The sequence below is a fragment of the Alphaproteobacteria bacterium genome (assembly GCA_040218575.1).
Classification (GTDB): domain Bacteria; phylum Pseudomonadota; class Alphaproteobacteria; order JAVJRE01; family JAVJRE01; genus JAVJRE01.
This window is the reverse complement of the sequence record JAVJRE010000007.1, coordinates 514,577-526,312: the sequence shown is the minus strand read 5'-3', so window position 1 is coordinate 526,312 and position 11,736 is coordinate 514,577. Positions and strand designations below refer to the sequence as shown.

General features: G+C 67.5%; 12 protein-coding genes. 10 read left to right on the top strand and 2 right to left on the bottom strand.

What is annotated here, in order from left to right; all coding sequences use genetic code 11:
* Nucleotides 1-15 precede the first annotated feature (15 nt).
* Entirely contained in the window at nucleotides 16-591 is a 576-nt protein-coding gene (locus tag RIE31_11825; protein MEQ8641273.1) for a hemerythrin domain-containing protein, read from the bottom strand.
* A 172-nt stretch (nucleotides 592-763) separates the two neighbouring features.
* Here RIE31_11825 and RIE31_11820 point away from each other — a divergent pair, with 172 nt between their 5' ends.
* The 3 genes from RIE31_11820 to RIE31_11810 are packed head-to-tail and all read left to right on the top strand — an operon-like array spanning nucleotide 764 to nucleotide 4,979.
* The gene (locus RIE31_11820; protein MEQ8641272.1) at nucleotides 764-2,488 is read left to right on the top strand and encodes a thiamine pyrophosphate-binding protein; all 1,725 of its coding nucleotides are present in this window, start codon (nucleotides 764-766) and stop codon (nucleotides 2,486-2,488) included.
* Nucleotides 2,485-3,996, top strand: a complete 1,512-nt coding sequence (locus tag RIE31_11815) for an aromatic amino acid lyase (protein ID MEQ8641271.1) — start codon at nucleotides 2,485-2,487, stop codon at nucleotides 3,994-3,996. The genes RIE31_11820 and RIE31_11815 overlap by 4 nt, the downstream gene beginning before the upstream one ends.
* Entirely contained in the window at nucleotides 3,993-4,979 is a 987-nt protein-coding gene (locus RIE31_11810) for an amidohydrolase family protein (protein ID MEQ8641270.1), read from the top strand. The genes RIE31_11815 and RIE31_11810 overlap by 4 nt, the downstream gene beginning before the upstream one ends.
* Nucleotides 4,980-5,005: 26 nt before the next feature.
* Here RIE31_11810 and RIE31_11805 read toward each other — a convergent pair whose 3' ends face one another.
* Complete coding sequence (locus RIE31_11805) at nucleotides 5,006-5,833, bottom strand: aldo/keto reductase (GenBank protein MEQ8641269.1); 828 nt, start codon at nucleotides 5,831-5,833, stop codon at nucleotides 5,006-5,008.
* Nucleotides 5,834-6,003: 170 nt separating this feature from the next.
* Here RIE31_11805 and RIE31_11800 point away from each other — a divergent pair, with 170 nt between their 5' ends.
* The 7 genes from RIE31_11800 to RIE31_11770 all read left to right on the top strand — a co-directional run bounded on the left by RIE31_11800 (nucleotide 6,004) and on the right by RIE31_11770 (nucleotide 11,691).
* Entirely contained in the window at nucleotides 6,004-6,765 is a 762-nt protein-coding gene (locus tag RIE31_11800) for an ABC transporter ATP-binding protein (GenBank protein ID MEQ8641268.1), read from the top strand.
* Nucleotides 6,762-7,505, top strand: a complete 744-nt coding sequence (locus RIE31_11795; GenBank protein ID MEQ8641267.1) for an ABC transporter ATP-binding protein — start codon at nucleotides 6,762-6,764, stop codon at nucleotides 7,503-7,505. Before RIE31_11800 ends, RIE31_11795 begins: the two co-directional genes overlap by 4 nt.
* Entirely contained in the window at nucleotides 7,502-8,392 is an 891-nt protein-coding gene (locus RIE31_11790) for a branched-chain amino acid ABC transporter permease (protein MEQ8641266.1), read from the top strand. Before RIE31_11795 ends, RIE31_11790 begins: the two co-directional genes overlap by 4 nt.
* A gap of 1 nt (nucleotide 8,393) precedes the next feature.
* A complete protein-coding gene (locus RIE31_11785; GenBank protein ID MEQ8641265.1) occupies nucleotides 8,394-9,350 on the top strand; it encodes a branched-chain amino acid ABC transporter permease in 957 nt (318 codons plus the stop codon).
* A 77-nt stretch (nucleotides 9,351-9,427) separates the two neighbouring features.
* On the top strand, nucleotides 9,428-10,645 hold the full coding sequence (locus RIE31_11780) for an ABC transporter substrate-binding protein (protein ID MEQ8641264.1): 1,218 nt from the start codon (nucleotides 9,428-9,430) through the stop codon (nucleotides 10,643-10,645).
* A gap of 132 nt (nucleotides 10,646-10,777) precedes the next feature.
* Nucleotides 10,778-11,116 (top strand): metalloregulator ArsR/SmtB family transcription factor, encoded by a 339-nt coding sequence (locus RIE31_11775; protein MEQ8641263.1) that lies wholly within the window; start codon nucleotides 10,778-10,780, stop codon nucleotides 11,114-11,116.
* Nucleotides 11,117-11,139: 23 nt separating this feature from the next.
* Nucleotides 11,140-11,691 carry an arsenate reductase ArsC gene (locus RIE31_11770; protein MEQ8641262.1) on the top strand — a complete coding sequence of 184 codons (552 nt, stop codon included), beginning with the start codon at nucleotides 11,140-11,142 and terminating at the stop codon, nucleotides 11,689-11,691.
* Nucleotides 11,692-11,736: the final 45 nt, after the last annotated feature.

Sequence of the window (11,736 nt, the reverse complement as noted above, 5' to 3'; positions counted from 1 at the left end):
CTGCTCCCCGGGGGCCTAGGCGTTCTGCGCCTCGTGTGCCTCCTGCTCCATTAGGCGGATTTCCTGCTCCAGAGCCTGAAAGCGCATGTCTGCCGTGCCGCCGAACAGGGGATCGCTGCCGGCCCGTCCCTCGACATCGGCGCTGGCCCAGTCCGCATCGGTCAGATAGGCCGCGGCAACCGGAAAGAAGATCTCGTTTTCCTCGTGCATGTGATGGAAATAGAAATCCACAAAGTCGCGTCCCAGGCGCACCAGCTCGTCGCGCTCCATGGCTGCACCGTCGTGTGAAATCTCGCGCACGGCGTCGGCGAAGCGGCGGGTGCGCAGGGCCAGATCGCGGTGTTCCGCCAGCAGGCCGCCGATCTCCGCCGCCGCGTCCGGGGCGCGGGCCTGCAGCAGGCCCAGCAACATGTCCTCCTTGGGGTGATGCACCTGGTCAGGAAAATCGAGGAAATAGTCGAGCAGCAGGCCAAGCAGAAAATAGTCCGGCCGCTCCGCCGCCGCCAGGCGGTCAAGCTGGCGCTCCGCCACATGCAGAAGCCTGGCCATATTGCGGTGTTCGGCGCCCAGTCGGTCTAGCAGAGTGATCATGGCTGGCGTTTGGCCGGGTAGGGTTGCGGGAAAGGCGGGGTCGCGGAGCAAGGTTAGGCAAGACTGCCGCCCTATGCCAGCCCGGACCGGCGGCGCCCGGCTGCGGCAAATACTGTCGCTGCCGCGGACCGTGCGCTATGACTGAACGGTCAGCGTAGCGGAGGACCGGACAGTGGCAGACACGACAGGTGGCAGTGCAGGTGCGGCCGCCACAGGCGGCGAAGGCGTCAGGCGCAGCGGCGGCCAGCTGGTGGTGGACGCCCTGCTGGCGCAGGGCGTCACAACGGTCTTTACGGTGCCGGGCGAGAGCTTCCTTGCGGTGCTCGATGCCTTGCATGATGCAGCCGATCATATCCGCGTCATCACCTGCCGGCATGAGGCGGGTGCAGCCAATATGGCTGAGGCCCACGGCAAGCTGACCGGCTGGCCGGCGGCGTGCCTGGTGACGCGAGGGCCGGGTGCCTGCCATGCTGCGGTCGGCGTCCATACGGCGTCACAGGATTCGACGCCGATGCTTTTGCTGATCGGTCAGGTCGCCCGTGATGTGCGCGACCGTGAAGCGTTTCAGGAGGTGGATTTCACCGCCATGTTCGGGCCGCTGGCCAAGTGGGCCGGCGAGGTCCGCGAGGCCAGCCGGGTCGGCGAGTATATGCGCCGCGCGGTGCAGACCGCCGTAAGCGGCCGGCCAGGCCCGGTAGTGTTGAGCCTGCCGGAAGACATGCAGAACGATGCCGCGCCGGCCCTGCGCCAGTCCCGGGTGCGCCCGACCCAGGCGGCGCCGACGGCGGCGGCCATGGCCGAATTGCGGCAGCGGCTTGACGACGCGGAATGGCCGTTGCTGTTGCTCGGCGGGGGCACCTGGAGTGCGGCCGGCGTGGCTGACATCCAGGCCTTTGCCGAGGCCAACGGCCTGCCGGTGACCACCAGCTTTCGCGCTCAGGACCGCTTCGACAACCGCCATCCCAACTATGCCGGCCATGTGGGAATCGCCATTGATCCGGCCCTGGCGCAGCGGGTGCGCGACGCCGACCTGATCATCGCCGCCGGACCGCGGCTGAGCGAGATCACCACCTCGGGCTATACGTTGCTGGTGCCGCCGCGCTCACGTCAGACTCTGATTCACATTCATCCCGACGCGGATGAGCCAGGCCGCACCTATGAGCCGGACCTGGCCATCGCCGCCGGCATGGACGCCTTTGCCGCCGCCGCCCGGGCCATGGAGCCGGTCAATGGCAGCGAGTGGCTCGACTGGCGGGGTGCGGCGCGCGCCGATTATGAGGCAAGCCTGAAGCCGGGGCCGTTTCCCGGTGCGCTGGACCTGGGCCGGGTGATACAGCACCTCGATGCGACCCTGCCGGACGATGCCATCATCACCAACGGCGCCGGCAATTACGCCACCTGGGTCCACCGCTTTTTCCGCTATCGCGGCTTTGGTACGCAACTGGCACCGACCAGCGGGGCCATGGGCTATGGCGTACCGGCGGCCATCGCCGCCAAGGCCGCCTTTCCCGACCGGGTGGTGGTCAATATCAGCGGTGATGGCTGCTTCATGATGAGCGCGGCCGAGCTGGCGACAGCCCGCCAGCATGGCCTGGACCCAGTGTTTCTGGTGGTCAATAACGGCATGTACGGCACCATCCGTATGCATCAGGAGCGCCACTATCCCGGCCGGGTGGTGGCGACGGACTTGATCAACCCGGACTTCGCCGCGCTGGCCGAGGCGCATGGGGTGCTGGGCCAGGTGGTGACCGAGACCAGTCAGTTTCCGGATGCGTTTGAGCGGGCGCTCAACGCCGGACGGGCGGCGTTGATCGAGTTGCGGATCGATCCGGACGGCATCACCACCCGCGATACCCTGTCGGCCATCCGCCGGCGAGCCCTTGAGGCACAGGCGTGACCGTCACCCTGAACGGTCTGGACGATTTCGGCCTCAGCCAGTTCCGCCGGGTGGCTTGGGACGGCGAGGCGGTGGCCATCGGCGCCGATGGCGAACGGGCCATGGCGGAGGCTCGCAGCGCCTTCATGGCCTATGTGGATGACCCCGAGCGGGTGGTCTATGGCGTCACCAGCGGCTATGGCGATTCCGCCGGCCAGCATCTTGATGCGGCCGGCCGCAAGGCCATGGCCGAATCGCCGCCTTATCATCTGGGGGTCGGCTTCGGCCCGGCCTATCCGCTGCGGCTGGCCCGCGGCATCCTGTTCGCGCGCCTGGCCAATTTCGTCAGCGGCCTGTCGGCGGTGCGTCCGCGCCTGGCGCATGAGGTCGCGGCGTTGCTGGATGGCCGCGACGTGCCGGTGCTGCATCGCCATGGGCAAATGTCGTCGGGCGAGGTGGAGCAGTTGCTGCCGCTGATCGGCCACCTGATCGGCCCCGGCCGGGCCGAGAAGGAAGCGAGCGCCCTGCTCAACGGTTCGCCCTGTGCCGCCGCCCTGTTGTCGGACGCGGCGCTGCGCGCGCGCCACCGGGTCGGTGTGATGGCACGAGTGCTCGCATTGGCGACGGATGCGGCCGGCCTGCCGGAAGAGGCATGGGATCCGGCGCTGGCCAGGGCCAGCCGTGACCGGTGGATGGGCCCGGCCTTTGCCACCCTTGCGGCCCTGCGTCAGGGTGCGGCCCGGCCCCGTCGCGCCTGGCAGCCGCCCGTCAGCTTTCGTATCGCACCACAGCTTCTGGCGGCGGCCATGCGGGCGGCCGATCAGGCGGCGTCGGCAGCGGCGGACTGGCTGGCCACGGTGACCGACAACCCGACCTTCTTCACTGACGAGCCGGCGTATGAGGCAGGCCGGGTTCTGACCAACGGCGGATTTCATAACCCGGTGGCCACGCCGCATCTGGCGACGCTGGCTTTTGTGTCGGCCGACCTGGCGACGCTGGCCGGCCGTCTGGTCACCAAGCTGCACGACGAGCGGGTGACGGGGCTGACCAACGCCCTGGCGCCGGCCGGCACCAAGCTGTCCACCCAGCGTCTGCGGGCGGTCCAGATGTGGTTCACCGAGCGGGCCCGCGACGCGGCGCAGCCGGCGTTCATTCCGGCCAGCGACGGCGGCGTTTTGCAGAGCGATATATTTCTGCCGGCGTTTCCCGCCTATGACAAGGAAGAGACGGCGGCCGATGCGTGCCTCGGCGCGTTTGCCTGTCTGGCGGCGACGGCCAGCCAGGCGTTGTGGGCCGATGGCGACCGCGCGCCGGCGCCGCCGTTGCGGCCGGCATTGGCGGCGGTGCGGGCCGTCTTCCCGCCAGTGGACACGGTGCGTGACCAGGGCGCGGCGCTGGCGCGGCTGATCGCTGCGCTGCAGGAAGCGTGCCTGGGCAACCGGCCGGAGCTGGCCGGCAACCACGCGGCCGACAGGCCTTTTGCCAGCCACTCGCCAGCGCCGGAGCCGGACGACGGAGACAGGTCATGAATACGGACATGCACTCGCACTATTACGGGCGCGGCCTGATGGCCCATCTGGCAACGCGCAGCCACCGGCCGCGACTGGCCCGGGACGAGTCCGGCCGCCAGTGGTTGCATACGCCGACGACGGAGTTGCCGTTTCTGGACCATCACATGGACATGGACGAGCGTGTCGCCTTTCTCGACCGCTTGGGCCTGCAACGCCAGATGCTGACCTTTCCCGGCGCGCTTGGCGCCGATGCCCTGCCGATTGCGGAGTCGGGGCCGCTGGTGGCCGCCTATAACGACGAGCTGGCGGAGATCATCGCCGGCTCCGGCGGGCGCTTTGTGGGGCTGGCCGGCCTGCCGCTGGCCGATATGGATCGGGCGGCGGCGGAACTTGGCCGGGCGCGGCGCACCCTGGGGCTGCTGGGGGCGATTCTGCCGGCCAACTATTTTCTGTCCGGCGACGAGGCCGTGGCGTTGGAGCCGGTGCTGCGCCAGGCAGACCAGGACGGCGGCCACATCATGATCCATCCGGGCTTGCGCGCCGACCAGGAATTGTCGGTGCCGAAGTTCGCCGACCACCATCAGCACCGGGCCAGCACCATCGCCCTGCAGACGGCTCTGTCGCACGTCATGGTGACCCTGATGTTCGGTGACCTGACCGAACGCTTTCCCAATATCAGCTTTCAGGTGATCAATCTCGGCGGCACCCTGCCTTATCTGCTGGAACGCATGGACGAGGTGTCACGGCTGCGCACACCGGACGATCCCCTGCCGTCGAGCCGGGCGCGACGGGTATATGTGGACAGCGCGTCACTGGGACCACGCGCCCTGGAGCTGGCGGTCAGGACCTATGGCGCCGACCGCATCATGCTTGGCAGCGACTTTCCCATCTTCACCGGAGACGGGCCGCGTCGGGCGGTGGAGGAGGCGGCCATCGGCGATGACGACAAACGCCGTATCCTGTCCGGCACGGCGACGGCGATCATCGACCGGCTGGCCTGATCCGGCGGCCCCGGTCAGGCGGCCAGTCAGTTATCCCAGTCCAGACCCTCTGCATCGACGCCGGTCTGGCGGCCGTCCGGCCGGGCGAGAGCGTGAATGCGCGCCATCTCGTCATCGCTCAGGGTGAAGTCGAAGATATCCAGATTGGCCTTCATGTGTTCGGGCCTGCCGGCCTTGGGAATGGCGATGACGCCCGGCTGCTGTATCAGCCAGCGCAAGGTCACCTGCGCCGCGCTCTTGCCGTGGCCGGCGCCGATCGCGGCCAGGGTCGCGTCTTTCGCGGCGCGACCCTTGTCTAGCGGTGAATAGGCCACCAGCGGCACATTCATGGCGCGCAGCGCGGCCAGCAATGTGGCCTGGCTCAGTCCCGGGTGGTATTCCACCTGATTGCAGAAAATGTCGCCGACGCCGGCGGCCACCGCCGCCTCCATGCGCCGGACGTTGAAATTGGATACGCCGATGTGGCGGGTCAGGCCTTCATCGCGCAGGTCGGCCATGGCGCGCAGCGACGGATCGAGGGGCAAATCCGGGTTGGGCCAGTGGATCAGCAACAGGTCCACATAATCGCAGCCGAGATCGGCCAGGCTGGATTCCGCAGAGCGCCTGAGGTCGGCGGCGCGCAGGTTGGCCGGCGCCACCTTGGTGGTGACGAACAGGTCCTTGCGGGCGATTGCGGAGTCGGCGATGCCAGCGCCCACTTCGGCCTCGTTCTCATACACGCGGGCGGTGTCGATATGGCGGTAGCCAAGGGCAATGGCCTCGGCCACCGCGGTCCGCGCCGCCTTTCCCCGCAGGTCCCAGGTGCCAAGCCCAAGCACCGGGCAGCGCGCGCCGTCGCGTTCGATCATGTCCATGGCGTTTCCCTTCCGTGTCTGATGGTGTTCGCCCAGTCTACAGATAGCGGTGGAGAACAGAAGCTGCGGGCGACCGCGCTTGACCTTGCCGCGTGTGATTCGCACCCTGTGCCGGCCAAGAAACGGGGGGCATTCATGGCGCGTCGCGGGTCGGTCCGGCGGATGATCGCGTGCTGACGGTCGAAGGGCTGGCCAAGTCCTTTGGCGGCGTCACGGCGCTGCGGGGCGTCAGTCTGGAGATCGCCGCCGGCACGATCACCGGCCTGATCGGCCCCAACGGCGCCGGCAAGACGACCCTGTTCAACTGCATTGCCGGGGCGCTGAAGGCGGACAGCGGGCGTATCCGTCTGGACGGCGAGGACGTCACCGGGCTGCCGACCCATGCCCTGTTTCATCGGGGCATTGTGCGGACCTTCCAGATTCCCCATGAGTTCGGCCGCCTCAGCGTTGTGGAGAACCTTATGGTGGTGCCGGCGGCGCAGCCAGGCGAGGCGTTGCTGGCCAACTGGCTGCGGCCGGCGGCCGTCGGCCGGCGCGAGGCGGCGATCCGCCAGAAGGCAGAGGAGACTCTGGCCTTCCTGACGCTGCATCACTTGCGGGACGAAGTGGCCGGCAACCTGTCGGGCGGGCAGAAAAAGCTGCTGGAGCTGGGCCGGGCGATGATGGCCGAACCGCGGCTGGTTCTGCTGGATGAGCCGGGGGCGGGGGTCAACCCGACTCTGCTGCAGGTTCTGGCGGACCGCATTCGCGCACTGAACCAGGACCGTGGCTATACCTTCTGTGTTATCGAGCATGACATGGACCTGATTGCCGGGTTGTGCGACCCGGTCATCGTGCTGGCCGATGGCGCAGTCCTGACCGAAGGACCGTTCGGCCAGGTGCGGCGCGACCCGCGTGTGCTGGACGCCTATCTGGGCGGAGCGGCGGCATGAGCGCGGTTCTGGCCATGCGCAACCTGTCGTGTGGCTATGGCGGTGCGGATATCCTGCGCAACGTAAGCCTTACCGTGCAGCCGGGAGAGATCGTGGTGATCATCGGCCCCAACGGCGCCGGCAAATCCACCGCCATGAAGGCGGTCTTTGGCCTGGCCCGGGTGAGCAGCGGCGACATCCTGCTGGACGGCCTGTCGATCCGTGGTCTGTCGCCGGATCGGATCGTCCGGCGCGGTGTGTGCTATGTGCCGCAGACAGCAAATGTGTTCGCCAATCTGACGGTCGAGGAAAATCTGGAAATGGGAGCCTATGTGCGGCGCGACGACTGGCGACCGCGCCTGGCCGAGCTCTATGGCCTGTTTCCGCCGCTGCAGGAGCGCCGACGCCAGGCGGCGGGCACCCTGTCCGGCGGCCAGCGGCAGATGGTGGCCATGGCCCGCGCCCTGATGCTGGAGCCCAAGCTGCTGCTGCTGGATGAACCGACGGCCGGTCTGTCGCCTCTGTATCGCGGCGAGATCTTTGCCCTGGTGCGGCGGATCAACGACGCTGGCACCGCCATCCTGATGGTCGAGCAGAACGCGCGTCAGGCGCTGGCGGTGGCGGACCGCGCCTATGTTCTGGTGGATGGCGAGAACCGGCTGGACGATAGCGGCCCCGCTCTGCTGGCCAATCCCGAGGTGGCGGAGATGTTTCTTGGCGGTGGTGGGGGTGGCGGCATGACGGCGGCGGACGCGTCATGATGGATTTCATCAATTTTCATCTGCTGCCGGGCATAACGCTTGGCGCGATCTATGCCCTGGGCGCCATCGGCGTGTCGCTGACCTTCGGCATTCTGCGCTTCGCCAACTTTGCCCACGGCGCCACCATGACTCTCGGCGCCTATATCTCGCTGACCCTGGTGCAGGCCACCGGCTGGCACCCGATTGCTGTACTGCCACTGGCCATGGCGCTGACCGGAGCGGTGGCGCTGGCCATGGATCGCGCCTTTTTCCGGCCGTTGCGGGCCAGCCAGACCATCGTCCTGGTGATGGCCAGCTTCGGCCTGATGCTGATGCTGCGCTCGGCCATCCAGCTTGTCTGGGGCGTTCAGTTGCAGGCGATGGTGACCGGTATTCAGCGGCCGTGGATCGTGTTCGACGCGCTGCGGATTTCACCGCGTCACCTGATGATCGTCGCGGCGGCGGCGGGTCTCATGCTGGCGGTGCACTGGCTGCTGAGCCGCACCCGCACCGGCAAGGCCATGCGCGCCATGTCAGATTCGCCGGAGCTGGCGCAGGTGACCGGCATCGACACGGAGAAAGTGATTCGCGCCACCTGGCTGGTTGGGGCGGCGTTGGCCGCGGCGGCCGGCACCTTTCTGGCCATCGACACCCATGTGGAAACCCAGATGGGCTTCAAGATCCTGCTGCCGGTGTTCGCCGCCGCCATTCTGGGCGGCATCGGCCGGCCCTACGGCGCCATGGCCGGCGGCCTGGTGATCGGCATCGCCGAGGAACTGTCGAGCTATGCATGGATCGGCACAACGCCGCTGCTGGAGCCGGGATACAAGGCCGGCGTCGCCTTCGCCATCATGGTGGCCATGCTGATCTGGCGGCCGTCGGGCCTGTTCCGCGGCCGGAGCTTCTGACATGGAGCAGGCCACCGGCATTTTCCTCTATGGGCTGTCGCTGCTGACCATGGGCGGCATCTATGCGGTGCTGACCCTGGGGCTCAACCTGCAATGGGGCTTTACCGGTCTGTTCAATGCTGGTGTCGGCGGCTTCTTCGCCGTCGGCGCCTATACCGCCGCCATCCTGACGACGCCGGCGGCGGCGTCCCATCTCGGTGGCTTCGGCCTGCCCATCGCCGTGGCGGCGATGGCGGCCATGGCCCTGTCGGGGGTGATGGGCTGGGGCGTGGCGCGCATCTGCGTGCGCTTGCGCGCCGACTACCTGGCGATCGCCACCCTCGGCATCGCCGAAATCTTCCGCCTGATCCTGAAGAACGAGACATGGGCGACCAACGGCGCGCGGGGGATTGCCCAGGTGCCCAAACCGTTCGAGAGCCTGGCCGGTCCGTGGAACATGGTGGCCATGACCCTGGTGGTTCTGGCCATCGTCGGCGTTCTGTACGTTCTGTTGGAGCGGGCCCGCCTGTCGCCGTGGGGCCGGGTGATGGCGGCGATCCGCGACAATGAGCCGGCGGCGCGGGCGGCCGGCAAGGACGTGGAGCGTTTCCGTGTGCAGGCCTTCATCTTCGGCAGCGCCATCATGGGGCTGGGCGGCGCCCTCATGGCGCACAACCTGAAATTCGTAGATCCCAACCTGTCGGAGCCGATCACCGCCACCTTCCTGGTGTGGGTCATGCTGATCGTCGGTGGCAGCGCCAGCAATCGCGGCGCCATTGTCGGCGCCATGCTGTTGTGGACCATCTGGTCGGCGACGGAAATCCTGACCAGCCGCTTGCCGCCGGACTGGGCGATCCGCTCGGCCTATATCCGGATATTCCTGATTGGTCTGCTGCTACAGGTGGTTCTGCAGCGCTTCAGCGGCGGAATCCTGCCGGAGCGGCGAGGTTTGGCGCGACGACCCAGCGGCGGCGATTGACGGTCGTTCGGGCGGCTGGATATGGTTTGGCGGCGTCCGAACGAAATCGGACAACACGACCCGGGGGAGGGCAGAGAATGATTGGCGGAACTTGGAAGATGGCGCTGGCGGGCGCTTCAGCGCTGGCCATGGCCAGCGTGTCGGCCATCGCGGCGGACATCAAGGTGGGCTCGCTTGGCGGGGTGACCGGACCGATCGCCGAGCTCGTGGCGCCGATCGTCGCCGCCCGCAATCTGGCGGCGCAGCATGTCAACGAGCAGGGCGGCCTGCTCGACGGCGATACCTATGTCCTGGTGCTGGGCGATTCGGCCTGCGATGCCAAGGCCGCGGTTGACGCCGCCAACAAGGTGGTCAATGTGGACCAGGTGGTCGCTGTGGTCGGTCCCAACTGCTCTGGCGCGACCAGTGCGGCGGCGCAGTCGGTGACCATGCCGGCCGGCGTCGTGCTGCTATCGGAATCGGCCACGTCGCCGGCGATCAGCGACCTGGCGGATGGCGACACGGTATTCCGCGTGGCGCCGTCGGATTCCTTCCAGGGCCGGTCCATTGCCGAGCAGGCGCGCGCCGCCGGCTATCAGCGGGTCGCCGTGACCTTTGCCAATGACGACTACAACAGCGGTCTGGCCCAGGTCTTTATCAATTCGTTCCAGGACATGGGCGGCACGGTGGTGGCCAGCCAGATGCACGAGCCGGACAAGGCCTCCTACCGTTCGGAGCTGGCGACCCTGGCGGCGGACGGCAACCCGCAGGCGCTGATGGTCTTTGCCTATTACGGCGGCAGCGGCATCACCATCCTGCGCAACAGCCTGGAGAATGAGCTGTTCGACAAGTTCATGGCGGCGGACGGCATGTTCGACAATTCGGTAGTCGAACAGATCGGCGCCGAGAACCTGGCCGGCCGGCTGGCCGTGTCGCAGGCGGCGTCGGATACCGACAGCGAAGCTTATCAGCGCTTCGCCCAGGCCTTTACCGCCGCCGGTGGCGATCCGCAGTCGCCGTTCGTGGCCCATGGCTATGACGCCGCCTTCCTGATGGCGCTGGCGATTCAAAAGGCCGGGTCGGCAGATCGCAGCCTGATCGCGGCGGCGCTGCGCGAGGTGGCCAATGCACCGGGCGAGATCGTCCTGCCCGGCGAGTGGGAAAAGGCGCGGGCGCTGATCGCCGCCGGTACCGACATCAACTATCAGGGGGCGTCGGGCGACATCGAGTTCGATGCCAATGGCGATGTGAGTGGTCTCTATTCGTCCAATTCGGTCAATGCCGACGGTAGCTGGACGACCAAGCTGCTGAAATAGGGCTACGCGCTTCTGTTCCGCGAGAACGCCCGCCTCCCGTGGAGGCGGGCGTTTTTCGTTTCCGGCGGCAGATCGTATCCGGCTGCACAAAGCCTGTTGCGTGTGCGCCTATAATTCGATAATTTCCGAAATATGGAAGATATAGAAGCTGTTGAAGCCCTTTCGGCTCTCGGACAGGAAAGTCGTCTGCGGGTGTTCCGCCTCCTCATGCAGGCCGGGCCGCAGGGGCTGCCGGCCGGCGACATCGCACGTCGCCTGGCCCTGCCGCCATCGACTCTGTCGACCCACCTGGCGCAACTGGAAGCGGCGGGCCTGCTGGCCGCGCAGCGAGACGGCCGGACCATCCGCTATGGCGCGCGGCTCGACGGGATCGGCGCCCTCATCGCCTATCTGACGCGCGACTGCTGCAACGGCAATCCACGCCTGTGCGGCGCCCTGGTGGACAGCCTGGAACTGCGCGCACCCGCCTGAAACGCAGCAACGGTCACCAGGTCATGAGCAACGACGAACCCACGGGCCCAGCCTCCGGTCGCAGCCGTCCCTATCGTGTGCTGTTCCTGTGCACCGGCAATTCAGCGCGCTCCATCATGGCCGAGGCGATCCTTACGCGCCTGGGCCATGGCCGGTTTCAGGCCTTCAGCGCCGGCAGCCATCCGACCGGCCAGGTCAATCCGCTGGCCCTGGCCTTGCTGCAACGGCTCAATCATGAGACGCAGACCCTTCGGTCAAAGGACTGGAACGAGTTCGCAGGGCCAGAGGCGCCGGAGATGGACTTTGTATTCACGGTCTGTGACCAGGCGGCCGGCGAAGTGTGCCCGGTATGGCCAGGCCAGCCGATGACCGCCCATTGGGGCTTCGCCGATCCGGCTGCCTTCGAGGGCAGCCGGGCGGAGCAGGAGGTGGCGTTCGCCGACATCTATCGTCAACTCGAAACGCGCTTGTCTGTCTTTGCCAGCCTGCCTCTGGAATCGCTTGACAGGCTGAGCCTGAAGGCCAGGCTGGACAGCATGCGCGGTGCGGCCGTCGCGCCCGCCGGCACCGCATGACGGTTTTCCGCGGCGTTGGCGCTTCGGCGCCCGGACCAGCGAATA